Origin of the sequence: Kitasatospora sp. NPDC051853, from assembly GCF_044452665.1 — a bacterium.
Classification (GTDB): Bacteria; Actinomycetota; Actinomycetes; order Streptomycetales; family Streptomycetaceae; genus Kitasatospora.
In genome coordinates this window covers 186,051-208,811 of record NZ_JBITBY010000001.1, presented here as the reverse complement: position 1 = coordinate 208,811, position 22,761 = coordinate 186,051, and the positions used below count along the sequence as shown (strand labels likewise).

Below are 22,761 nucleotides of genomic sequence, written 5' to 3'. Positions count from 1 at the left end.
GGCTCCCCCCCCCCCCCCTTTGTGGTGCGGGGGGCCGGGGGGGGGGGCGCGCGGGGGCCCCCCCCCCCCCGCCGCCGGCCCCCGCCCCCCCCCGGGGGGGGCCCCCCCCCCCCGCGGCGCGCCGCCGTCCTCGTGCGTGGTGACCCTATCCGCTGCCGACCTCGTGGTCGGCCCGGGCGCCGATGTGCGCACGGGTGGCCTCCACGGCCCGCGGGTCCCGGCCGCGCAGCGCCGTCAGGATCTCCTCGTGCTCGGTGATGACGGCCCGCCAGTCCTCTGGGTCCAGGGGTGAGTTGACCCGGTAGCGGCGCACGGTGAGCATCAGCTGCTCGGTCAGGACCGTCAGCACCCGGTAGCCGGCGGCCCGCGCGAGCTCGCTGTGGAAACGGGAGTTCAACTCGGCCAGGGGGCCGACCTCGCCCTGGTCGAGGGCGGACCGCATCCGAGCCTGGAGGGACTCCAGCTCCTCCAGGCCCGCAGCGGTGATCCGTTCGACCGCGAGGGCGGCCACCAGCGTCTCCACCGCCTCCCGGGCCAGGAAGACGCCCCTCATCTCGGCCGCGTCCAGGACCGCGACCGAGACGCCGGAGTGGGCCCGGGAGACCAGCAGGCCGTCGGCCTCGAGGTGCTTCACCGCCTCCCGCACCGGGATCTTGCTGACCCCCAGACTTCGGGCGATCTCGTCCATGTTGAGTCGCTGCCCCGCCGCGAGGTCCCCCTCCACGATGGCCCGGCGCAGACTGTCGTACACCAGGCCCGCCTTGCTCCTGGCCGTCTGTGCCTGCTCTCCCACGCGTTCCTCCGTCGTCATCCGTTCACCATAGGCGGCATCCGGAATTTCGTATACCATATTCTTTAACTTCGAGCCGAGGAGCACCCGATGCCTCCCACCTCGCCTGCGGATCTGCGGACGACCGCCCCGCGCCCCGCCACCGCCGGACCCGAGAGCCACACCCACCGGCTGGCCCCGGACGACCACGCGCCGCTGCGCCTGCGCAAGTGGCTCGTCCGTCACCTGCGGCAGTGGCGCCTGGTGCACCTGGCCGACGACCTCCAGCTGATCGCCACGGAACTGGCGACCAACGCCGCCCGTCACGGCGTCGCCCCCGCCACCGCCACCCTCACCCGCGGCACCGCCGGGCAGGTCCGGCTGGCGGTCACCGACACCGGACCCGGCTTCGACCCGGAGGAGGTCACGGCGTCCTGGGAGGCGAGCGGCACCGCGGACAGCTGCCACGGCCGCGGCCTGCTGCTGGTCGCCGCCCTCAGCACCGCCTGGGGCACCGACCGACCGCGGCGCGGGGGCCACCGGGTCTGGGCCGAGCTCGCGGCGCCCTGACCCCCCGTCAAGGACCCGGATGCCCGAGCACGGCGGTGGCCCGGCCCCCAGGAGGGGGCCGGGCCACGTCGTCGGTGCGGCGCCGGAACGGCCGATGCGGCCAGGAGGGTGCGGCGGTGCGCGGGGCAACCGGTGGGGCGCGCCCCGCGCACCGCCGCCACGGCGGCCGCCGTGGTGTACGGCCGCCGGTCCGGGTCAGGGGTTGCGGACCCAGAACTCGATGGAGAGCGGCGGGACGGTCAGGGTGAGGGTCGGACCGCTCTTGTAGCCCAGGCCCTGGTTGTTGGTCGAGGGGCCGTAGCGGTGCCCCTCGAAGGACGAGGCCGTCTGGGTGTCCACGGTGTAGGTGAAGGACTCGGTCTGCGAACGGTTGGTGATGGCGAAGACCGGCTTGCCGGCCGGGGTCTTCCAGGCCATGATCCGCTGGTCCCGCAGGACGGCCGACTCGTCGACACCGTAGCGGATCGAGTCCCAGGGCATGTACTTCACGAAGCCCGCGACCGCGTTCCAGTTCTGCGGGTTGTAGTCCCAGTGGCCGACCGGGATGTTCGGGAAGTGGGAGAAGTCGGTGTCCGACGGCGGCCGCCAGAAGCCGAGCGAGTAGCCGGGGGCCTCGGCGTTGGTGGTGGGCTTCAGGGCGTGCAGCCAGAACCAGGTCGGGGCGTTCTGGAAGACCATCCAGTTCATGATCGACTGTGCGGTGTTGACCGTCCGCACGTCGGAGGTCTGGTTGTCGAGGTACTCGAACTCGTTGTTGAAGACCGGCTTGCCGAGCGCCAGCCGCCGGAAGTCGTTGTCGATCTGGTAGTTGCTGTCGTAGCCGATGCGGTGGTACGTCCAGGCGTCCACCAGGGACAGTGCGCCGGCGTCCCTGCTGATCGCCTGTCCGATCTCACCACCCCAGCCGTCCTGGCTGTCCGCCGTGATCATCACGTTGGGGTACTTGGCCCGGATCTTCGACGCCGCCGCCTTGAAGGTGGCCAGGTACTGCTCGGCGTTGTAGACGCACGAGGAGTACTTGGTCGAGAAGCGGGGTTCGTTCTGCAGACCCCACATCGACACCGGCACACCCTGGCCGGTCAGGTTGTCCAGGTCGCCGACCAGGGCGTCGGAGAAGTCGTTGAGGAAGGCGGGCTCGAAGCTCGCCAGCGTGCCGCCGATGAAGGAGTTGTTGGACTTCCAACCGGGGGCCGGGGACCAGTACTCGACCGAGGTCCCCTCGATGCCGGACTGGCGGATCATGTCGGCGAGCAGGGCCGCCTGCCCGGGATAGCGGTCCTGCATGTGCTTGCCGGTGGCGTCCGTGCCCCGGTAGTAGAGGCCCATCGCCAGACGGCAGTAGCGGAAGCCCCGGTCGGAGCGGCCGGCCTTGAGCATCTGCTGGTAGAAGCGGGTCCGCTCACTGTCCGTCAGGTCGTACGGGACGCTGCTGAAGGTGCTGGGCAGGCCGTTGTTGTTCGAACCGATGGAGTCGGACTGGATCTCGAACCCGAGACCCAGGATCTTCTGCTTCGGCGCCTGGTCGAAGCGGATGGTGTAGCTGCCCGTGGTGGCGGCCGAGGCTCTCGACGCGAAGTTGAGGGCCGGTGAGAGGGCCACCGTGGCGCCCGCGATGGCGGCGCCGCGGAGCACGGCGCGGCGGCCGATCGGGTTCGGCTCGGACAGGGACATGGTCGTCCTCCGTGGGGGTGGGGGCGTCCGGGGGGACGCGGAGGGGGTCACCGACGCTCGCGGCGGACGCGAGCGAGGCCGCACACCGCTCGGAGCGAGCCGATCCGGGGGCCTTCGGTTCACATAAGGTATGCGATATACGACTTCTTGCCCAGGGGTTCGCCCGGATCAATGCGCCGGCCCTCCCGGATGCGCGGCGGCAGGCCATGACGGGACCTGCCACCGCGCCGGCCCGGACCCGCACGGGAGGGGCGGGTCCGGAGCTGGAGCCCCGCGGAGCGGCGAAGCAGCCGTCAGAAGCGCGCGACGGTGTACCGGTCGACCATCGCCTCGTCGAGCTCGAAGCCCAGGCCGGGGCCGGTGGGGACGACCAGCGCGCCGTCGGCGAACTCCGGCGGATTGAGCAGGATCCGCTCCCGGATCGGGTTGGGCAGCCGGTTGTACTCGTAGGTGCGCAGGTTGGGGGTGACCGCACAGAGTTGCAGGGCCGCGCACAGGCTCACCCCGGAGCCGACGCCGTGCGGGGCGATGTCGACGTGGAAGGCGGAGGCCAGTGCGGACAACCGCATGGCCTCGGTGATGCCGCCGCAGCGGGCGACGTTGGGCATGAAGACGTCGATGGCCCGGTTGAGCAGGGAGTCCCGCATGTCGTAGCGGGTGAAGTGGGTCTCGCCGTTGACGATGGTCAGGCCGGTGCGGCGGCGCAGTTCGGCAAGGTTGGCGAGGTCGTCGACCTGGAGCGGTTCCTCGTACCAGGAGATGCCGAGGTCGGCGAGGACGGCTCCGACGCGGGTGGCCTGATCGAGGTCGTAGGCGCAGTTGACGTCGGTGAGGATCTCGATGTCCTCGCCGACGGCGGACCGCACGGCGCTCAGGTGGGCGCGGTCGGTGCGCTCGCCGCGGCCGATCTTGACCTTGAGGGCCTTGAAGCCGTCGTCGACGAAGCCGAGTGCCTGGCGGGCGGAGTCCTCGGGGTCGGCGTGCAGGGCGACGGGGCTCGCGTAGCAGGGGACGCTCTCGCGGATCGGGCCGCCGAGCAGGCGGTGCACCGGGGCGCCGGCCAGTTTGCCGCGCAGGTCCCACAGGGCGAGGTCGACCCCGGCGATGGCCTCGAGGTAGAAGCCGCGGTTGTGCCCGCCGGCCGCCTGGCCCCGGTAGAGCCGCTCCCAGATCGCACTGGTGGCCAGGGCGTCCTGGCCGATCAGCAGCGGGGCGACGACGTGCGCGATCACGGTCGCGGTGACCTGGGGGGCGGGCAGTCCGTACGCCTCGCCGATGCCGACCGAGCCGTCCTCGGTGTGGATCCTCACCAGGGTTGCGTACTGGCCGCGGCGCGGCGCGACGAGGTGGCTGGAGGCGGGGTAGCGCAGCCAGTCCGGCACGTCCTCGGGCGAGTCGTAGAGGTCGTCGAAGCTGGCCGACAGGGCGAAGGCCTCGACCTTGGTGATCCGCAGGGGCTGGGTGCTCACGGTGTTCTCTCCTGGAGTTCGGGACCGGTGGTGGCCGGGGACGACGGGTTCGGGGACCGGGGCGGCGCGGTGCACCGCTCCCGGTAGACGGCGGTGGCGGGCGCGGTGACGGGCGAGGGTCTGGACAGCACCGAGCCGGCCCAGCCGTCGGGAACGGCGAGGCCGTGCAGAGCGGTGGTGACGAACATTCGGCCGCCCCCGAAAGCAACACTGCTGACGTGCGGGGTCGGGACCTCGACCAGCCGCTGAAGCGTTCCGTCAGGGCGGTAGCAGCGGACGCGTCCGGCTCCCCAGGCGGCCACCCACAGGCGGCCCTCGTGGTCGACGGTCATCCCGTCCGGCCGGCCCTCATCCGGGTCGAGGACGGCGAACGGGCGGGCGCTGCCGAGAGCTGCGGTGCCGGGATCCACGGTGTAAGCGGTGATCGTCCCCATGGCACTGTCTGCCAGGTAGAGCGTGGTGCCAGCCGGGTCGAAGGCCGGTCCGTTGGGGACGGTGAGGCCGGCCAGCACGTGGTGCACGCCGCCGTCGGCGTCGATGCGGTACAGCGAGCCCGCGCCCTCGGTGGCGTCGGCCGCCATGCTGGTGGCCCAGAAGCGGCCCGCCGGGTCGCAGGCGGCGTCGTTCATCCGCATCGGCAGGGCGGCGTCCGCCTCGGGGCGCGCGAGCCAGCGCGGCACGGTCCCCCTCCGGGCCCTGGCGATCCCGTCACCGGCGGCCACTATCCACTCCCCCGGCCGGTCCGCGACCGGCGCTGCGGCGCCCAGTGGCACCCCGAGGTCGAGCTCGCGGCCGGGCGCGCCGGCCTGATCGGGTCGGCAGGTGTGCAGGACTCCCTGCAGGAGGTCGACGAAGTACAGGCGGCCGTCGGACCACCGTGCGCCTTCGGCCAGTTGGTAGCGGCCGGAGGTCCAGGGCCGCCACGCGTTCTCGGGCATCGGTCTCTCGCTCTCGGGGTCAGCGCAGGGTGCTGCCGGGTACGGCGTCGAGCAGGCCGAGCTCGTCACGGGTGGGCAGGCCCTCCCAGTCGCCCGCGCCGGCCACCGCGAAGGCGCCGGTGGTCACCGCCCGGGCCAGCCGGCCCGGCACGGGCAGGCCGTCCAGCAGCGCGGAGAGGTAGCCGGCCACGAAGGCGTCGCCGGCGCCGACCGTGTCGCGCACCGGGACCGCCACCGCCGCGCTCGCCACCGAGCCGTCGGCGGTGAACGTCTCCGCTCCGGCCGCGCCGCGTTTGACCACCACCTCGCGCACTCCGAGTTCCAGCAGCGCGGCCACCCGCTCGGCCTCGTCGCCGGCTGCGGCGGGCGCCGCCAGGTGCAGTTCGTCGTCGGAGGCCACCAGGACGTCCACCCGTGGGGCCAGGGGGCGCAGCGCTTCGGCCGCGGCCTGCGGGGACCACAGCTTGGCGCGGTAGTTGACGTCCAGGCAGATCGTCGCGTCGGCACGCGCCGCCGCCTCGACCGCCGCGCGGGGGCCCGGGCCGAGGGCAGCGGTGACACCGGTCAGGTGGACGATCCGGGCGCCCTCGGCGAGTGCGGCGTCCAGGTGGCGCGGAGCGAGGCGGGAGCCGGCCGACCCGGACCGGTAGTAGGCGACCCGGGTCAGATCGGCAATCCGGGGCTCGAAGATCACCAGTCCGGTGGGGGCGGGGTCGGTGACGGCGTGCGTGACGTCGACGCCCTCCGCCCGCAGGGTGCGCAGCACCAGGCGGCCGAGTTCGTCGGCGCCGGTGACGCCGACCCAGCGGGTGCGGTGGCCGAGCCGGGCCAGGCCGATGGCGACGTTGGCCTCGGCTCCGGCGATGGAGAGGCCGAGGGAGCCGCCGAGGTGCAGCGGGCCGGCCGCGCGCAGCGAGGCCATGGTCTCGCCGAGGGTCAGGACGTCGGGCACGACGCCTCCTCGGCGAGGGCGCGGAAGGCGGCGATCCGCTCGGCCAGGGCGGGGTCGCCACCGGGGCGGGCGGCGGCGCCGACCAGGGGGCCGCCGACACCGACGGCCAGCGCGCCGGCGGCGAGGTACTCCCGGGCCGAGCCGGCGTCCACGCCGCCGACGGGAACGAAGTCGACCTGCGGGAACGGGTCGCGCAGTGCGCGCAGGTAGGCCGGCCCGGCGGGGGCGGCCGGGAAGAGCTTGATCGCGTTGGCTCCCTCGATCAGCGCGGCGGCGACCTCCGTGGGCGTCACGGCGCCGGCCAGGACGGGAAGGCCGAGCGCCCGGGCCTGGCCGACGGCCTCGGTGACGCCGGGGGTCACCGCGAAGACCGCGCCGGCCCGGGCGGCGGCCCGGGCGTCGGCTGCGGTCAGGACGGTGCCCGCACCGAGGGCGGCTCCGTCTCCCAGGGCGGCGCGGGCGCGCTCCAGTACCGCCAGGGCGCCCGTCGTGGTGAGCGACACCTCGACCAGGTCGATGCCGTGCGCGAAGAGGGTGAGGACCGTGTCGAGGGCGGCCTCGGCGTCGGTTCCGCGGACGATGGCGAGGAGCCTGCGGGTCCGCAGGGCGTCGATGAGTTCAGCCGGTTGCACGGGTGCCTCCTGGGGGGCTCGGTGCGAGATTTAGGATATCGTATACCTTTCCAAGCCCGATCGGCCCATCGCTCACCAGGGGTGCACCCATGACCGGAACAGCAATCGTCACCGGAGCCGCCGGCGGCATCGGCCGCGCCGTCGCCCGCAGACTCCGCGCCGACGGATACGCCGTCGCCGGGATCGACCTCGCCGACCCCGGGCTCGACGGCGTCTCCCACTACCCCGCCGACGTCACCCGCGCCGACCAGGTCCGCACCGCCGTCGGCGCGGTGCTCGCGGACCACGGCGGTATCGACGCCCTGGCCACCTGCGCGGGGGTCACCGCCGGCCGGCCGCTGCACGAGTGCGCGCAGGAGGAGTGGGACGAAGTCCTGACTGCCAACCTGACCTCGGTCTTCCTCTGCGTGCGCGAGGTGCTGCCGGTGATGCTGGAGGCCGGGGCTGGCGCCGTCGTCACCATCGGCTCGGTGCTCCACCGCACCGCGGCGCCCGGCCTACCCGCCTACGCCGCCGCGAAGGGAGCCGTCGCCGCCCTCACCCGGCAGCTCGCGGTGGACTACGGCCACCACGGCCTCACCTTCCTGACCCTCGCCCCCGGCTGGATCCGCACACCCGCCACCGAGTCCCGCCTGGCCGCCGACGGGCACGACCTGGCCCGGCTGCGCGAGAGCAACCCGATGCGCCTGCTCGCGGACGCCGAGGGCGTCGCCGAGGCGGTCGCCTTCGCCCTCTCCCCCGCCGCGGCACTGCTCACCGGCTCCGAGCTGGTCCTGGACGCCGGAGCCTCGGTCGTCAGCCCGGCCAGCCTGCTGCGCGACGGCCACCGCACCCGGATGGGCCTGCCGCCGCTGGGCAGCTGACGAGGCGGCAGCCCTCAGGCCTTCTTCGCCACCTCGAGGTCGGCCTGCGAGCTGATGTGCGTACGTGCGGCCGAGGCGGCGGCCTGCGGATCACGGAGGCGCAGCGCGTCCAGGATGACGTCGTGCTCGGCCACCACGGAGCGCCAACTCAGGCCGCTGGTGGGGGCGTTGATGCGGTACCGGCGGACCGTCAGCAGCAGCTGGTCGGTGAGCTCTCCGAGGATCCGGTAGCCGGCGGCCTGCGCCAGGACGCCGTGGAAGCGGGAGTTGAGGTCGGCCAGCTCGTCCACCGCACCGGCGTCCAGGGCTGCCCGCATCAGCCCCTGGACCTGCTCCAGGTCCGCCAGCTGCCCGTCGGTGATCCGCTCCGCGGCCAGCTCGGCGACCAGCGCCTCGATCGCCTCGCGGGCCAGAAACACGCCCCGCATCTCGGTCTCGTCCACCGCGGCCACCGTGACGCCGGAGTGGACCCGCGAGACCAGCAGGCCGTCCGCCTCCAACCGCTTGACCGCTTCCCGGATCGGGATCTTGCTGACCCCGAGCGACCGGGACAGCTCGTCCATGTTGACCCGCTCGCCGGCCTTCAGGTCCCCCTGCGCGATGGCCCGGTGAAGGCTCTCGTAGACCAGATCGGCCTTGCTCTTGACCGCCGGCAGCTGACCGGCCCACGCGTTCTCTCCCATCCGATCATCGTATGCGATATTCCACCGGTTCGTCCCTGCCCCGGGCCGGACCGGTCCACCCGCCGAGGAGACCCCCATGCCCTCCCTCCCCCGCCGGCTCACCGCGCTCGCCCTCGCCTCGGCCTGCGCCCTCACCGCGGCGTCCTGCACGGCCACCCCCGCGCCGCGCTCCCAGGGCCGGACCACCGTCACCTTCTGGACCATGCCGTTCTGGATCGGCCACCCCGAGGAGCTCCACAAGCTCGTCTCCGACTTCAACGTCTCCCAGGGCAAGGTCACCGTCGAACTCACCGTCCTGGACTGGCAGAGCGGCCGGGACCGGATCAAGCAGGCCGTGCTCGCCGGGACCGGCCCGGACGTCTGGCTGTCGAACAACGGCCTGGAGGACGACTACCTGAACGGCCGTCACCTCGCCCCGCTCGACGAGCTCGGCTACACCACCGAGGACCTGGCACGGTTCCTGCCCATGGCGAAGGTCAACGAGCACGAGGGCCGCCTCTACGGGGCCCCGCTCTACTTCGACGCCGCGGTCCTGTTCTACCGCACCGACATCCTGCGCAAGTACGGCCACCCCGCACCTCCGACGACCTGGGCCGAGCTCAAGTCCACGGCGACGGCCATCACCACCCGCTCGGCAGCGAGCGGGAAAAGGATCAGCGGCTGGCAGTTCAAAGGCATGGACGACCACCTCAACGCCGTCAACGCCACCTGGTCCACCTTCCTCTGCCAGGCCGGCGGCAGCCTCACCTCCCCCGACTTCAGGACCTCCACCCAGAACACCGAAGCCGGCCGCACCGCCATGAACTACATGAAGTCCTTCTACGCGGACCGGACTTCGCAGGAGGGGCTCAGTGCGCTCAAGGGCTTCGTCGACGGTGAGGTGGCGATGTTCTCCTTCTACCAGTCCGCCATCAGCGACATCGTCGCCGGCAACGAGAAGACACTGGGCAGATGGGCGGTCGCCCCGATGCCCACCGGGCCCCGGAGCGGCTGCTCGGCCGTCGGCGGTCACAGCCTGGTCGCCCGCTCCGGCCTGCCCGACCCCGGGGCCGCCGGGTCCTTCATGCGCTGGCTGGCCTCCCCGCGGCACAGCACCCGGTTCATGGAGTTCCACGGCATCTACCCCTACGACACCAGCAGGACCGACCCGGAGACCAAGGTCGTCGTCGACTCCTTCTACCGGACCGACCCCACCTGGGCCGCCGTGTCCGAGCAGTTCGCCCGCAACACCCCCGACCTCCTCCTGCAGGACCGCCACGCGTTCGCCGTCCGCTGGGAGTCCCACAAGAGCGCCGTTCCGGACGGCGTCGCGGGAAGGACCGGCGTGGACCAGGCACTCGCCCTCATCGACGAACGGGTCGACCGGAAGCTGCGCCCGGCCGGCTGACGGAACCGGCGCCACGATGCCGTGCCGGCACTCCCGTGCGCCCGTACGACGCGGGGAGGCCGCGATCCGACCTCGGAGAGGACAGGCTGGCTGCTGAACCGGTGGTGCGCCCCGACGGGGAGCAGGGCGTGGCCGGATTGCCGACCGGAGAAAGGCACTCGTCCTACTCAGCCGCGCGGAAGGACGGCAATGACCCGGGTGCCCCACCGTCCGGTGTGAACCGTGACGGAGGATGAGAATGCCTCGACGAGTTGCAGGCCGCGTCCGCCGCGGGCGAGGCCCCCACGGCGGTCGGCGGGCCGCCGCCACTGCCCGGTGTCGGCGACCTCGACGGTGAGCGCGTGGGCACCGGCCCGCAGCAGCAGGCGGACGTCGCTGCTGCCGCTGTGCCGCACCGAGTTGCCGACCAGTTCACTGACCACCAGGGCCAGTCCGTCCAGGACGCCGGTCAGCCCCCACCGGGCGGCCTCGGTGCGGGCGAAGGCCCGCAGGGCCGGGACGGCGCTGTCAAGGGCCGCCGTCACGCAGCAGGCGCATCGGGACGCGGCGGCTGTGGTGACCGGGCCGGCGGGCCGCGGGTGCATGTCGTGGTCCGGGCGATTAAGGGTGGTGTTCATCGGTTCTCCCGAGGTGAGGGCCCCCTCCGCTGCCTCCACGGTGCGGGAGCGGGTGCCTCGGAACACTGAGGGTCCAGGTTCTTTGGGGGTACGCGGTGCGCGCCTCAGCCGTTCAGGGGGCTGCAGCCGTGGAACGGCGGATCCGCAACTCAGGCTGGATCAGCAGCCCGCCGGGCGGGGGCGCCGCCCCCAGGAGCAGCATCCGCAACGCCTGCGCGGCGTGCCCGGCGAGCTTCTCGGTGGGCTGGCGGATGGCGGTCAGTGGCGGTGCGGTCCGCTCCAGCAGCGCCGCGTCCTCGTGTGCGACGAGTGAGAGGTCGGCCGGGATCCGCAGCCCGTGGCGCTCGGCGGCGTCGGCCGCGCCGAGCGCGAGCCGGTCGCCGGCGGCCACGACGGCCGTCACGCCCTGCTCGATCAGTCGGCCGGTGCCGTGCCGGCCGCCTTCGACGGTCGGCAGCTGGCGTTCCACCCGGGCGTCGTGGTCATCCAGGCCACGGGTTCGCAGAGCTTCCCGGAGCCCGTCGAGGCGGTGCTCCGCCGACGGGTTTCCGGGCGGTCCCGTGAGGATGCCGATGTGCCGGTGTCCGAGCCGGTGGAGGTGGTCGATGGCCAGCTCCGCCCCGTAGCGGTCGTCGGTCGAGAAGACCGGAGCCGTGATTCCCGCCGCTGTCCCGTTGACGCCCACGAAGGGCATGCGGCGCTGGGCCATGGCTTGCTGGGCGGTGCGGGGCTGCTCGAACGGGGTGTTGCCGGAGGAGAGGAAGACCACCCCGGCTGCACCGGTGCGCAGGACCAGGTCTGCCAGATCCCGCTCGTTGGAGGTGCCGGGTACGATCGCGCTGATCATGGTGTGCATGCCGAACCTCCCGAATTCGGCGGTGAGTTGACCCGCGAGCAGGGCGAAGACCTCGTTCGACAGCTCCGGGGCCACCACGATGACCAGTTCGTCGCCGGTGGACCTGCTGAGGTTCAGCTCGGCGATCGCTTTCTCGACCGTGATCCGGGTACGGGCCGCCACGCCCGGCCGGTGGTTCAGTACCCGGCTGACGGTGGCGGGGCTGACACCGGCTCGCTCGGCGATGGTCGCGAGCCTGGCCGGGGCGCCCGCAGGGCTGACTGGTGGGGGTTCGTCGCTCACGGGTGTCCCGTGCCCTTCCTGCCGCGCGTTCGCGGCACTGCCTGCCGGATCAGCCGGATGTGACGCTCGGACGTTCGGCCGCCGGTGCGGGGCCGTCGAACATGGTGGGGAACTCGAACAGGTCGCGGTCGCACCGCTCCAGCGCGCTCTGCACCGCCCCCAGGGCTACCGCCTCTGTGCCGAGCGGCGACACCCGTACCGGCGGGACCTCGGTGCAGAGCTGTTCGAGGTGGTGGCGCATCGGCTCGGCGAGGGTCTCGCCGGCGAGCGAGATGCCGCCGCCGATCACCAGCAGGTCGGGGTTGAGGGTGAGGACCATGGCGGCCGCGCCGGTGGCGTAGGTGCGGGCGAAGCGGTCGACGCGCTCCAGTGCCGCGTGTTCGCCGCGCGCGGCCGCGGCGAACACCTCGGCGAGGTCGGCGCCGTCGCCCAGGGAGTCGCGGTCGGCGCCGTCCCAGCCGAGCACGGCCAGTGCGGCGATCTCGCCGGCGGCTCCGGTGCGGCCCCGGTAGAGGCGGCCGTCGAGCATCAGTGCGGCGCCGGTGCGGTGGCCGATCAGCAGGTGGACGAAGTCGCCGCTGTCCTGGGCGGCGCCGCGCCAGTGCTCGGCGACGGCGGCGAGGTTGGCGTCGTTGTCGGCGAGGGCGGGGCAGCCGAACCAGGTCGCGGCGCGCTCGCCGAGATCGAGGCCGTCCCACTCGGGGAGCAGGTCGCAGCGCCGCACCCGGCCTGCGGCGTCGACGATGCCGGGCACCCCCAGGCACACCGCGCGGACCCGGGCTCCATCGTGGCCGCTGGTGAAAGCCACGGCAGCAGCGCGGATCGCCTCCAGGCGCTCGGTTCCGGGGACGTCCTGCTCCACCACGCGGCTGTCGACGGCCGTGCCGTCCAGGTCGGCCAGCAGGTAGCGGGTGGAGCGGTGGCCGACGTCGATGCCGAGCACGTAGCCGGCGTCCGCGCGGAAGCGGTACCGGCGGGCCGGGCGGCCCATGCCGCGCTCGGGGGCGAGTTCCTCGGTCCAGCCCTGGCGCTCCAGTTCCTCCAGGACCAGGTCGACGGTGTGGCGGGACAGGCCGGACGCCTTGGCGATCTCGGTGAGCGTCATAGGCCCGCTGCCGCGTAGCACGCGCAGCACGGCGTCGTTGTTGAGGCGCCGTAGCAGGGCGAGGTCGCCGCCGTTGAGAGCCTGCCGCTTCACCGTGGGTCTCCTCTCACGGCCGTGCCGGGTGCCTGGCCGTGCCGTGATCGTAGCGGCTACCGGGCAGTACGGTCGAGCCGTTATGGAGGAGTCCAATGAAAGTCATTGACCTGCCGGTTTTTTGCTCCCTACGATCCAGTCACCCCGCTTACGGAGCTCTGCTCCATAAGTAGACCCTCCGCAGCACTTGGAGTAGGCCCATGTCCACGCCTCCCGTCGCCCCGGTCCGAAGACACCTGCTCCGCCCGCTCGCCGCAGTCGCGGTCGCCGGTCTGCTGGGTGCCTGCGGCCTGGTGGGGACGGCGGCGGACGGCGGGGCCGTCTCCACCGCCGTCCCCGCCGGGCCGGTGACGCTGTCGATCCTCACCTCGGACGACTCGCCCGCCACCAAGGCCCTCGCCCGGACGTTCAGCGAGATCCACCCGAACGTCACCATCGACTACCGCCACACCCCGTACGACAACTACGACACCAACCTCGGCCACGCCCTCGGTTCCGAGAACGCCCCCGACCTGGCTCTATTGAACGTACTCGGCGACACTGCGGCGAGCGGCCTGATCCGTGACCTCGACCCGTACGCCAAGGCGTTCGGCTGGGCCGAGCGCCCCTCCTCCGCCCAGCTCGACCAGTGGCGCAGCGACGGCCGGAGCGGCCGGCTGGGCAGCGGCAGCCTGTGGGCGGCTCCGGCCGGGTTCTCACTGGTCGGCGTCTACTACAACAAGGACCTGGCCGCCAAGCTCGGCGTCACCGCTCCCCCGCAGACCCTCGGCGAATTCGAGGCGGCCCTGGCCAAGGCCAAGGCTGCCGGCGAGCTGCCGCTCCAGGTCTCGAACTCGGACGGGCACGCCTCCTTCGTCTTCCAGGCCCTCGCCGACCGCTACCAGCCCATCGCGAAGAGCACCGACTGGGCGTTCAACGCACCAGGCTCGACGATCGTCAACGACGCCACCGCCAAGGCCGCCCAGAAGCTCGCCGACTGGGCGAGGCACGGATACCTGCCGGCCGGCGCGAACAGCACCGACCAGGCCGGTGCGATGGCCGCCTTCACCAAGGGCCGCGGCCTGTTCATGATCGACGGCAACTGGGCCGCCACCTCGGTGGAGGAGGCGATGCCCGGCAAGGCGGGCTTCTTCACCCTGCCGGGCGAGCTGCCCGGCCAAGGCGCCACCGGCGTCGGGACCTCGCTGGCCTACGCCGTCCCGGCCAAGGCCAGGAACCCCGAGGTGGCCGCCGCGTTCCTGAACTTCCTGGCCTCGCCCGAAGCCGCCGCCGTCGAACTGGCCAACGGCTACCTGCCGGTCGCCCACGCCGACACCGTCCGGGCCCCGGCCGGATCGGTGCTCGCCGACCTCGTCGCCGCCTGGGACAAGGTCAGCGATGACAACGGCCTGGTGCCCTACTTCAACAACGCCTCGGCCACCATGAACGCCACCCTGACCTCGCAGAGCCAGCAGCTGATCACGGGCAAGACCTCGCCCGCGGCCTTCCTCGAGGCGCTGCAGGCCGACTGGCACAAGGGCCGGCAGTGAGCGCCCTCCACCGGGCCTCCTGTTCTCGCGCCCGCACCCCATGACCCCGGTGGGCCGCCCGTGCCCCTGCCCGGCGGCCCACCGGTTCCACCCGGCCACCACCCGGAATCCGACAGGAGCATCATGAACCCCCCACGCTCTCTGCGCCTCACCCTGCTGACCTCCCTCGCGGTCATCGCCCCGCTCGTCCCGTTCGTCCCCCTGGGCCAGGCCACGGCAAGCCCCAGCACCGTCCTCACCGTGACCAACCCCGGCTTCGAGCAGGGCGCCACCGGCTGGACCTTCACCTCCGGCACGGGCGTGGCCACCAACGCCCCGCACAACGGTTCCAAGCTCGCCTACCTCGACGAGGGCACCGCCAAGAAGGTCAGCCAGACCATGACGGCCACCGGCAACGGAGTCGTCGACCTCTCCGCCTGGGTGACCACCGGCGGAGCCGGCGCCACGTTCGTCGCCAAGGTCAACGGAACCGTCGTCGGCTCCCTGACGCTGGCCGGCCGGTCCGCCTACACCCGGTACACCATCCCGCGCGTCGCGGTGCAGAACGGCGACGCAGTGGAGATCTCCATCGTGGGCGGTGCCGGCGTCAGCTACGTCAACGTCGACGACATCGAGGCGACCACCTCCGTCGTCCCGGCGGTGGAGATCACCAACCCCGGTTTCGAGCAAGGCGCCACCGGCTGGACCTTCACCTCCGGCACCGGAGTGGCCACCAACCTGCCCCACGGCGGCAGCAAGCTCGCCTACCTCGACCAGACCTCGGCGAAGAAGGTCACCCAGACCGTCACCGCCACCGGCGCCGGCACCTTCGACTTCTCGACCTGGGCCGCCACCGGCGGCACCGGCGGCAAGTTCCTGGTCCGCGTCAACGGAACGGTGGCCGGCTCCGTCGACCTGCCCAGCCGCTCCAGCTACTCCCGGCACACCGTCAGCCGGGTGACGGTGAAGAACGGCGACCAGGTCCAGGTCGGCTTCGAGGGCGGCACCAGCTGGGTCAACGTCGACGACCTCTCGGTGTCCCCCTCTGCCCCGGTCGACCCCGTCGTCAGCTCCTCGGACCCGAAGATCGTCGCCATGTTCGACTGGGCCAAGCGCAAGGCGAACAGCTTCGTCCAACTCCCCGGCGCCATCGGCCCGATCAACGTCGACGAGGGCCACCTGTCCGGAACCGGCACCGCCCCGTACGGCCCCTCGTACTGGGCGGGTTACGCCAACCGCTCCGGCTACTACACCCGCGACATGGCCCACCAGGTCGGCGGCGCCTCGGTCCTCGGCCTCAACGCCGAGAACAAGGCGATGCTGCGCACCCACGCCGCCTCCGCCACGGCCGAGCACAAGTACTACCCGGTGTGGGCCTTCAACTTCGACAACCAGAACTACCTGGCCACCGACTACAGCAGCGCCAACTTCTTCGTCCGTGAGGTGCCGGCCACCTTCGAGGTGGTGGAGAAGGCGAACGCCGCCTACCGCTGGAGCGGGGACAGCGCCTACATCAACGACCCGGTCCTGTGGGACTACTACAAGCACGCCACCAAGGAGTTCATCGAGCTCCACGACGGCAGGAAGCCGAACGGCGTGGCCGAGGGCGAAGGCACCCACATCTTCGCGGGCGCCGCCAGCTACAAGGAGGACGGCGACCTCCACGTGATCGAGGCCGGTGACGGCATCGCCGCCCAGTACCAGGCGTTCCGGGCGATGTCCGACCTCGCCGCCAGCAAGGGCGACACGACGCTGTCCAACACCTACCGGCAGAAGGCCGACGACCTCAAGGCGTACTTCAACAACACCTGGGCCGGCTCCGGCAACGGCGCCGACATGATCCGCGCCTACACCAAGGAGGGCGCCCCGGTCACCGGGTGGGGCAAGGAGATGAGCTGGATCATGCTCCAGAAGGAGATCACCTCGCCCGGTGCCCGCAGCGACGCCTACCTGGACTACGTGGACACCGAGTCCCAGGGCAGCGGCCGCTCGCGCAACATCGAGGCGTACACCTACCTGCCGGACACCTTCTTCACCTACGACCGCAACGACACCGCCTGGAAGTGGATGCAGTACGTCTACGACCAGCGCGACGTCCAGCACGTCAACTCCAGCCAGGGGCCGAACGGCGACTACCCCGAGGTCTCCTACACCCTCGTCAGCCAGACCGTCGAGGGCCTGATGGGCGTCCAGCCCAACGCCCCCGCCAACGCCCTCACCACCCTCTCCCGGCTCCCCTCGGGCATGGGCTGGCTCCAGGTCCAGGACATCAAGGTCGGCGGCAACACCTTCACCCTCCGCCACGACGGCGCCACCTCCTCGAAGCTGACCAACAGCTCCGGCAGCGCCTCCTACACCTGGGAGGCCCGCTTCGCCGGCACCCGCTCCTCCATCACGGTCAACGGCGTGGCGCAGCCGGTGCAGACCAAGACCGTGAACGGCAAGACCTACACCTACGCCACCGTCACCGTCGCCCCGGGCCAGACGGCCACCGCCACCGTCTCCTGACCGCAGGCACCACCACCTGAAGGGGAGAGCTCCAGCCACTCCGCCGCGGGCGGGCGCATCGCGCCCGCCCGCGGTTTCGTGCGCCCGACCAGCTCCCGAGATCCCCTGTCGCGGGCCGACCGGGAGCCCCGTGAACGCCATGGTGTTTTTCGCTGGTATGCCCAGAAAAATGGGCCCTCATTGTTGCGGGCCGACGGGCCCTGGATGGTGGGCTCGGGGAAACCCGGCCCGCCAGGCCCGGAGGGTCAGCAGACGCGCCGGACGGGGAGGGCCGCGTCGAGCGGCGGTGCGGCTCGGCTCGTGCCGGGATCACCGCCGGGCGGCGCGAGCGCCGACCAGGGCCGGGCCGTAAGGCCGCAGCGGCTACCCGCCAGTAGGTCAGACCTGTTATGGAGGAGCCCCCAGAAAGTCATTGACCTGTCAGTTTTCTGATCCTTACGATCAGATCATCTCGCTTATGGAGGTCTGCTCCATAAGTAGTTCCCCGCACCACCTGGAGCCGGTCCCATGCGTACTTCCCTCACTGCCGCCCGCAGCCGCAGAGTCACCCGCCCGCTGGCTGCCGTCTGCGCCGTCGCCGCCGCGGCCGGCGTGCTGAGCGCCTGCGGAACCCCCGGCGCTTCCACCCCCGCCGCCCCGGCGGACGGCGGGGCCGTCTCCACCGCCTTCCCCACCGAGAAGGTGACGCTGTCGATCCTCACTTCGGACGACTCGCCGACCACCAAGGCGCTGACCGCGGCGTTCACCAAGCTCCACCCCAACGTCACCATCGACTACCGCTACACCCCCTACGACAACTACGACACCAACCTCGGCCTCGCCCTCGGCTCCGAGGACGCTCCCGACCTCGCCCTGCTGAACCTGCTCGGCAACACCGCCAAGTCCGGCCTGCTGCGCGACCTCGACCCGTACGTCGCCGCCTACGGCTGGGACAAGAAGGTCTCGGCCAGCCAGCTCGACCAGTGGCGCAGCCCCGGCAAGGGCAACCAGCTCGGCACCGGCAAGCTGTGGGCGGCCCCGGCCGGGTTCTCGCTGGTGGGCGTCTACTACAACAAGGCGGTCGCCGCCAAGCTCGGCATCACCGCCCCGCCGCAGACCCTGGCCGAGTTCGAGGAGCAGCTGGCCAAGGCCAAGGCCGCGGGCGAGCTGCCGATCCAGGTCTCCAACCTCGACGGGCACGCCTCGTTCATCTTCCAGGCCCTCGCCGACCGGTACCAGGACCTGGCGAGCAGCTCCAAGTGGGCCTTCAACACGCCCGGCTCGACCATCGTGAACGAGGCCGGCACCAAGGCCGCGCAGAAGCTGGCCGATTGGGCCAAGGCCGGCTACCTGCCCGAGGGTGCGAACGGCACCGACAACGCCGGCTCGATCACCTCCTACGCCAAGGGCCAGGGCCTGTTCCTGTTCAACGGCAGCTGGGCCGCCTCGGCCGTGGAGAAGGCCCTGCCCGGCGGCAGCGGCTTCTTCACCCTGCCGGGCGAGAAGGCGGACGACGGCGCCACCGGCGTCGGCACCTCACTGGCCTACGCGATCTCCGCCAAGGCCAAGCACCCGGACGCGGCGGGGGCGTTCCTGGACTTCCTGAACACGGCGGAGGCGGCCGACATCCAGCTCGCCAACGGGTTCATGCCGGTCGCCCACGCCGACTCCGTCAAGCCCGCGCCGAACACCGTGATGGTCGACTACGTCACCGCGTGGGGCAAGGTCAGCAAGGACAACGGCCTGGTGCCGTTCTTCAACAACGCCTCCTCGACCATGAACACCACCCTGACCTCGCAGAGCCAGCAGCTGATCGCGGGCAAGACCTCGGCCGCCGACTTCCTCAAGGCGCTGCAGGCCGACTGGCAGAAGGGCCAGCAGTGACCGCCCTCCACCAGGAGACGCCGGTGTCCTCCCCCGCCCGGAAGGCTCGCGGCCCCGTCCGCGCCGACCGGGCGGGGCGGGGGCCCGCCACCCGGGGCCGCGGGCGGGGCGGAGCGCGCGCCTTCCTGTACCTGGCCCCGGCGTTGCTGTTCTACGGGGCGTTCGTGATCGTCCCGTGGCTGCACACGGTGGAGCTGTCCTTCTACCACTGGGACGGCATCACCCCCGGCGTCTGGGCCGGCCTGGAGAACTACCGCACCGTCCTGACGGACCCTCAACTCCTCGGCTCGATCCGCAACGCCTTCGGCTTCGTCGGCTTCTACACCGTCCTGCCGATCGCCGCCGGGCTGGTGCTGGCCGCCGTGATCGGCCGGGCCAAGGGCAGCCACGCCATCTCGCGGACCGTGCTGTTCCTGCCGCAGATCATCCCGCTGGTCGCGGTCGGCGTGGTGTGGCGCGGGATGTACGGCACCGACGGCACCGTCAACCAGGTGCTGGACGCGGTGGGCCTCGGCTCCTGGTCCCGGGCCTGGCTCGGCGACTTCGACTGGGCCTACGTCGCGGTCGGCCTGGTCGGCAGCTGGGTGATGCTGGGCCTGTGCCTGGTGCTGTTCCAGTCCGGCATCCAGAAGATCGACCCCAGCCTCTACGAGGCCGCCCGCCTCGACGGGGCCGGCGCGGTGCGCGAGTTCTTCGCCGTCACCCTGCCCGGCCTGCGCTCGGAGATCAGCGTCGCCGTCACCGTCACCGTGATCGCCGCCCTGGCCAGCTTCGACGTCGTCTTCGTCACCACCGGCGGCGGCCCGGGCGAGACCACCACCGTCCCCGGCGTGCTGATCTACCGCCTCGCCTTCACCAGCGGCCAGGTCGGCACCGCCTGCGCACTGGCCGTGGTGCTCAGCACGCTGATCTCGCTGGTGGTCCTCGCCGTCAACCGACTCACCCGGGAGCGCGCATGAGCCGCACCGACCACCTGACCGGACGGGCCCTGCTGGCCCTGTTCTGCGCCGGTGTCCTGATCCCGTTCGCCGCCCTGGTGCTCACCGCCCTCAACCCGCCCGGCACCCCCGTCAGCGGTCTCGCCTGGCCGAAGGACCCCACCCTGGAGTCCTTCTCCCAGGCCTGGTCGGTGGCCGCCTTCGGCACCCTGCTGGCCAACAGCGCCTTCGTCGTCCTCGGCGTCGTCCCGCTCGCCCTGCTCTGCGCGGTGCTGGCCGGATTCGCCTTCGCCACCATGGAGTTCCGCGGCAAGAACCTGGTGTTCGGCCTTCTGCTGCTGGGCCTGACCCTGCCCTACGAGGCCGCGGTCGTCCCGCTCTACTACGACCTGCAGTCGGTCGGGCTGGTGAACACCCCGATCGCCGTCGTGCTCGCCCTGGTCGGCCTCTACATGCCGTTCGGCGCCTTCTGGATGCGCCAGCAGTTCGCCTCCCTGCCCGTGGAGCTGCGCGAGGCCGCCGCCCTGGACGGGGCCGGCGACCGGATCCTGCTGTGGAAGGTGCTGGTGCCCTGCGTGCGGCCCGGGATCACCACCCTCGGCCTGCTGTACTTCCTGTGGGCCTGGAACCAGTTCCTGCTGACCCTGATCTTGCTGCAGAGCCCCGACAAGCGCACCGCCCCCGCCGGCCTGGCGTTCTTCGTCGGCGCGCACTCCACCGACGTGCCGATGCTCGCCGCCGCGACCCTGATCGTGGTCGCCCCCGTCGTGGTCGTCTACCTCTGCTTCCAGCGCAGCTTCATCGCCGGCATGGTCTCCGGCGCCGTCAAGGGCTGAACCCGCCCGCCGGCCGCCGGCCCACCGCGCGGCACACCCGTCGCCTGCCACCGCAACACCCCACCCATCCCCACCGGTGCTCTTGCCCGGCCCCCGTCCGGGCCCGGGCCGGCACCCCCCGACCGCGAGGAAGACAGGAACATGCTGGATCTTGATGTGGGACTCATCGGCGCCGGCGTCATGGCGCAGACGCACCTCGAAGGGTGGATCACCCTGGGCGCCCGCGTCGTCGTCTTCTCCGACGACGGCCGGCACATCGACCTGGCCGCCGCCAACGCCGCCCACCGGGTGACCCCGGCCGCCTCCCTCGGCGACCTGCTCAACCGCTCCGCCCTGGTGGACATCTGCACCCCGACCGCCACCCACAAGGACCTGATCCTCGCCGCGGTGGCCGCCGGGAGCGACATCATCTGCGAGAAGCCGCTGGCCATGCACCCGGCGGACGCCCAGGAGGTCGCCGACGCGGCCGAAGCGGCCGGCGTCCACCTCTTCCCGGCCCACGTGGTGCGCTACTTCCCCGAGTACGAGGCCCTGCACCGGGCCGTGGCGGCCGGGGCCGTCGGCACCCCGGCCGTCCTGCAGTTCACCCGTGCCACCGCCTACCCGACCTGGGCTCCCTGGTTCCACGACTCCGAGCAGTCCGGCGGCATCCTGACCGACCAGATGATCCACGACTTCGACTACGCCCGGTCCCTGGCCGGCGAGGTCGTCCGGGTCCACGCCCAGGTCCGCGAGAGCCACCGCAACGGCATCCGGGTCGCGGCCGGCACCGCCGTGCTCACCCACGCCGGCGGCGCCATCAGCTACTTCCACGGCCTGTGGGGCCAGCCCGGCACCCCCTTCCGCACCACCTTCCGGGTGGCCGGGCCGGACGGCCTGCTGCACCACGACACCAAGGACACCGCCGCCTTCCGCGTCCTGGCCGAGCACACCACCGCGGACGGACCGGACGAACGCATCCCCGCCTCCTGGCTCACCGAGAACCCGTACACCGCCGAACTGCGGGACTTCGCCGTCGCCGCCACCACCGGCCGCACCCCGCGCGTCACCGCCGCCGACGGCGTCGCCGCCGTCCGCATCGCCGCCGCCGCCCGCGAATCCGCCCGCACCGGCCGCGCCGTCGCCCTGAGCACCGAGGAGGCAGCCCGATGAAGGTCGGACTGTTGTCGTTCGCCCACACCCACGCCCTGTCCTACGCCACCCTGCTGCGCGACATGGGCGACATCGAACTGCTCACCACCGACCCGGACGCCGACGGCCAGCCCGCCCGGCCCGGCCACCCGCGCGGGCGCGAGCTGGCCGACCAGCTCGGCGTCGCGTACGCCGACTCCTACGAGGACCTGTTCGCCTGGCGGCCCGACGCGGTCATCGTCGCCGCGGAGAACACCCGTCACCGCGCCCTGGTCGAGATGGCCGCCCTGCACGGCGCCGACGTGCTGTGCGAGAAGCCGCTGGCCACCACGCTGGCCGACGCACAGGCGATGATCGAGGTCTGCCGGGGGGCAGGCGTGCGGCTGGCCGTCGCCCACCCGGTGCGATTCAGCCCCTCCTACGCCGCAGCCCGGGCCGCGGTGCGCGAGGGCCGGCTGGGCAAGGTCCTGGCGGTGCGCGGGGCCAACTACGGCCGCCTCGACGACACGCCCCGGCCCTGGTTCTCCGACCCGGCGCTGGCCGGCGGCGGGGCCCTGATGGACCACACCGTGCACATCGCCGACCTGCTCGACGACCTGCTCGACGGCGCCCGGGCCACCGACGTCTACGCCCAGACCAACCGCCTGCTCGACCCGAACGCCGCCACCGAGACCGCTGGCGTGGTCACCGTCTCCTACGACAACGGCACCCACGCCACCATCGACTGCAGCTGGAGCCAGCCCCGCACCCACCCCCGCTGGGGCGACGTGGAGATCCAGATCGTCGGCGAGAAGGCCACCGTCGAACTCACCGCCTTCGGCCAACTGGTCAGCGGCTACGACGAGAAGAACCAGCGCCCCAGCGTCCACCCCTGGGGCACCGACCTCGACCTGAGCCTGCTCCGCACCTTTCTGCACGGCCCCGCCGCCGACGGCATCGACCTCCCCGACGGCCAGGCCGGGATGCGCACCCTCAAGATCGTCCTCGCCGGCTACGAATCAGCCCGCACCAGCGATCTCACCCGGATCCTCTGACGCCGCTCACCCGAGCCCTGCCGCCCCGCTCCGGGGCGGCAGGGCCGCGGCATGCC

At 72.3% G+C, this 22,761-nt stretch carries 20 protein-coding genes; 10 read left to right on the top strand and 10 right to left on the bottom strand.

The window, feature by feature from the left end:
* Window positions 1-145 precede the first annotated feature (145 nt).
* A complete protein-coding gene (locus ACIA8O_RS00995; RefSeq protein WP_396291358.1) occupies window positions 146-793 on the bottom strand; it encodes a GntR family transcriptional regulator in 648 nt (215 codons plus the stop codon).
* An 87-nt stretch (window positions 794-880) separates the two neighbouring features.
* On the opposite strand from ACIA8O_RS00995, the gene ACIA8O_RS00990 reads away from it, so the two are divergent.
* Window positions 881-1,339 carry an ATP-binding protein gene (locus ACIA8O_RS00990; RefSeq protein WP_396291357.1) on the top strand — a complete coding sequence of 153 codons (459 nt, stop codon included), beginning with the start codon at window positions 881-883 and terminating at the stop codon, window positions 1,337-1,339.
* A 195-nt stretch (window positions 1,340-1,534) separates the two neighbouring features.
* Here the strand turns inward: ACIA8O_RS00990 and ACIA8O_RS00985 are convergent, their stop codons facing one another.
* The 5 genes from ACIA8O_RS00985 to ACIA8O_RS00965 all read right to left on the bottom strand — a co-directional run bounded on the left by ACIA8O_RS00985 (window position 1,535) and on the right by ACIA8O_RS00965 (window position 7,001).
* Window positions 1,535-3,010, bottom strand: coding sequence for a hypothetical protein (locus ACIA8O_RS00985; protein WP_396291356.1), 1,476 nt, complete (start codon window positions 3,008-3,010; stop codon window positions 1,535-1,537).
* A gap of 293 nt (window positions 3,011-3,303) precedes the next feature.
* On the bottom strand, window positions 3,304-4,479 hold the full coding sequence (locus ACIA8O_RS00980) for a mandelate racemase/muconate lactonizing enzyme family protein (RefSeq protein ID WP_396291355.1): 1,176 nt from the start codon (window positions 4,477-4,479) through the stop codon (window positions 3,304-3,306).
* Window positions 4,476-5,417 (bottom strand): SMP-30/gluconolactonase/LRE family protein, encoded by a 942-nt coding sequence (locus ACIA8O_RS00975; protein ID WP_396291354.1) that lies wholly within the window; start codon window positions 5,415-5,417, stop codon window positions 4,476-4,478. The genes ACIA8O_RS00980 and ACIA8O_RS00975 overlap by 4 nt, the downstream gene beginning before the upstream one ends.
* A 19-nt stretch (window positions 5,418-5,436) precedes the next feature.
* Entirely contained in the window at window positions 5,437-6,339 is a 903-nt protein-coding gene (locus ACIA8O_RS00970) for a sugar kinase (RefSeq protein ID WP_396292098.1), read from the bottom strand.
* A 14-nt stretch (window positions 6,340-6,353) separates the two neighbouring features.
* Window positions 6,354-7,001 carry a bifunctional 4-hydroxy-2-oxoglutarate aldolase/2-dehydro-3-deoxy-phosphogluconate aldolase gene (locus ACIA8O_RS00965; RefSeq protein WP_396291353.1) on the bottom strand — a complete coding sequence of 216 codons (648 nt, stop codon included), beginning with the start codon at window positions 6,999-7,001 and terminating at the stop codon, window positions 6,354-6,356.
* Between the two features lie 89 nt (window positions 7,002-7,090).
* Between ACIA8O_RS00965 and ACIA8O_RS00960 the strand changes: the two genes are divergently transcribed.
* Window positions 7,091-7,864 carry an SDR family NAD(P)-dependent oxidoreductase gene (locus ACIA8O_RS00960; protein ID WP_396291352.1) on the top strand — a complete coding sequence of 258 codons (774 nt, stop codon included), beginning with the start codon at window positions 7,091-7,093 and terminating at the stop codon, window positions 7,862-7,864.
* A 14-nt stretch (window positions 7,865-7,878) separates the two neighbouring features.
* On the opposite strand, the gene ACIA8O_RS00955 is transcribed toward ACIA8O_RS00960, so the two are convergent.
* Window positions 7,879-8,547, bottom strand: a complete 669-nt coding sequence (locus ACIA8O_RS00955; RefSeq protein ID WP_396291351.1) for a GntR family transcriptional regulator — start codon at window positions 8,545-8,547, stop codon at window positions 7,879-7,881.
* Window positions 8,548-8,623: 76 nt separating this feature from the next.
* On the opposite strand from ACIA8O_RS00955, the gene ACIA8O_RS00950 reads away from it, so the two are divergent.
* Complete coding sequence (locus tag ACIA8O_RS00950) at window positions 8,624-9,934, top strand: ABC transporter substrate-binding protein (RefSeq protein WP_396291350.1); 1,311 nt, start codon at window positions 8,624-8,626, stop codon at window positions 9,932-9,934.
* Window positions 9,935-10,101: 167 nt separating this feature from the next.
* Here ACIA8O_RS00950 and ACIA8O_RS00945 read toward each other — a convergent pair whose 3' ends face one another.
* From ACIA8O_RS00945 to ACIA8O_RS00935, 3 genes are all read right to left on the bottom strand, one after another.
* The gene (locus ACIA8O_RS00945; protein WP_396291349.1) at window positions 10,102-10,458 is read right to left on the bottom strand and encodes an ATP-binding protein; all 357 of its coding nucleotides are present in this window, start codon (window positions 10,456-10,458) and stop codon (window positions 10,102-10,104) included.
* A gap of 205 nt (window positions 10,459-10,663) precedes the next feature.
* Window positions 10,664-11,689 (bottom strand): LacI family DNA-binding transcriptional regulator, encoded by a 1,026-nt coding sequence (locus ACIA8O_RS00940; RefSeq protein ID WP_396291348.1) that lies wholly within the window; start codon window positions 11,687-11,689, stop codon window positions 10,664-10,666.
* A 49-nt stretch (window positions 11,690-11,738) separates the two neighbouring features.
* Window positions 11,739-12,887: an ROK family protein gene (locus tag ACIA8O_RS00935; RefSeq protein ID WP_396291347.1), complete on the bottom strand. Its 1,149-nt coding sequence runs from the start codon at window positions 12,885-12,887 to the stop codon at window positions 11,739-11,741.
* 200 nt (window positions 12,888-13,087) lie between these two features.
* On the opposite strand from ACIA8O_RS00935, the gene ACIA8O_RS00930 reads away from it, so the two are divergent.
* From ACIA8O_RS00930 to ACIA8O_RS00900, 7 genes are all read left to right on the top strand, one after another.
* Window positions 13,088-14,416 (top strand): ABC transporter substrate-binding protein, encoded by a 1,329-nt coding sequence (locus ACIA8O_RS00930; RefSeq protein ID WP_396291346.1) that lies wholly within the window; start codon window positions 13,088-13,090, stop codon window positions 14,414-14,416.
* Between the two features lie 123 nt (window positions 14,417-14,539).
* Window positions 14,540-16,903 (top strand): hypothetical protein, encoded by a 2,364-nt coding sequence (locus ACIA8O_RS00925; RefSeq protein WP_396291345.1) that lies wholly within the window; start codon window positions 14,540-14,542, stop codon window positions 16,901-16,903.
* 507 nt (window positions 16,904-17,410) lie between these two features.
* Window positions 17,411-18,766 (top strand): extracellular solute-binding protein, encoded by a 1,356-nt coding sequence (locus tag ACIA8O_RS00920; protein ID WP_396291344.1) that lies wholly within the window; start codon window positions 17,411-17,413, stop codon window positions 18,764-18,766.
* Entirely contained in the window at window positions 18,763-19,725 is a 963-nt protein-coding gene (locus ACIA8O_RS00915) for a carbohydrate ABC transporter permease (RefSeq protein ID WP_396291343.1), read from the top strand. Before ACIA8O_RS00920 ends, ACIA8O_RS00915 begins: the two co-directional genes overlap by 4 nt.
* Window positions 19,722-20,540, top strand: a complete 819-nt coding sequence (locus tag ACIA8O_RS00910; protein WP_396291342.1) for a carbohydrate ABC transporter permease — start codon at window positions 19,722-19,724, stop codon at window positions 20,538-20,540. Before ACIA8O_RS00915 ends, ACIA8O_RS00910 begins: the two co-directional genes overlap by 4 nt.
* A 141-nt stretch (window positions 20,541-20,681) precedes the next feature.
* The gene (locus ACIA8O_RS00905; protein ID WP_396291341.1) at window positions 20,682-21,692 is read left to right on the top strand and encodes a Gfo/Idh/MocA family protein; all 1,011 of its coding nucleotides are present in this window, start codon (window positions 20,682-20,684) and stop codon (window positions 21,690-21,692) included.
* Window positions 21,689-22,705 (top strand): Gfo/Idh/MocA family protein, encoded by a 1,017-nt coding sequence (locus tag ACIA8O_RS00900; RefSeq protein WP_396291340.1) that lies wholly within the window; start codon window positions 21,689-21,691, stop codon window positions 22,703-22,705. Before ACIA8O_RS00905 ends, ACIA8O_RS00900 begins: the two co-directional genes overlap by 4 nt.
* The last annotated feature ends 56 nt before the right edge of the window (window positions 22,706-22,761 follow it).

Coding starts and splice junctions, on each gene's coding strand:
- ACIA8O_RS00990 (WP_396291357.1), top strand. CDS start 881: ATGCCTCCCACCTCGCCTGCGGATCTGCGGACGACCGCCCCGCGCCCC.
- ACIA8O_RS00985 (WP_396291356.1), bottom strand. CDS start 3,010: ATGTCCCTGTCCGAGCCGAACCCGATCGGCCGCCGCGCCGTGCTCCGC.
- ACIA8O_RS00975 (WP_396291354.1), bottom strand. CDS start 5,417: ATGCCCGAGAACGCGTGGCGGCCCTGGACCTCCGGCCGCTACCAACTG.
- ACIA8O_RS00970 (WP_396292098.1), bottom strand. CDS start 6,339: ATGGCCTCGCTGCGCGCGGCCGGCCCGCTGCACCTCGGCGGCTCCCTC.
- ACIA8O_RS00960 (WP_396291352.1), top strand. CDS start 7,091: ATGACCGGAACAGCAATCGTCACCGGAGCCGCCGGCGGCATCGGCCGC.
- ACIA8O_RS00955 (WP_396291351.1), bottom strand. CDS start 8,547: ATGGGAGAGAACGCGTGGGCCGGTCAGCTGCCGGCGGTCAAGAGCAAG.
- ACIA8O_RS00950 (WP_396291350.1), top strand. CDS start 8,624: ATGCCCTCCCTCCCCCGCCGGCTCACCGCGCTCGCCCTCGCCTCGGCC.
- ACIA8O_RS00930 (WP_396291346.1), top strand. CDS start 13,088: ATGTCCACGCCTCCCGTCGCCCCGGTCCGAAGACACCTGCTCCGCCCG.
- ACIA8O_RS00925 (WP_396291345.1), top strand. CDS start 14,540: ATGAACCCCCCACGCTCTCTGCGCCTCACCCTGCTGACCTCCCTCGCG.
- ACIA8O_RS00920 (WP_396291344.1), top strand. CDS start 17,411: ATGCGTACTTCCCTCACTGCCGCCCGCAGCCGCAGAGTCACCCGCCCG.
- ACIA8O_RS00910 (WP_396291342.1), top strand. CDS start 19,722: ATGAGCCGCACCGACCACCTGACCGGACGGGCCCTGCTGGCCCTGTTC.
- ACIA8O_RS00905 (WP_396291341.1), top strand. CDS start 20,682: ATGCTGGATCTTGATGTGGGACTCATCGGCGCCGGCGTCATGGCGCAG.
- ACIA8O_RS00900 (WP_396291340.1), top strand. CDS start 21,689: ATGAAGGTCGGACTGTTGTCGTTCGCCCACACCCACGCCCTGTCCTAC.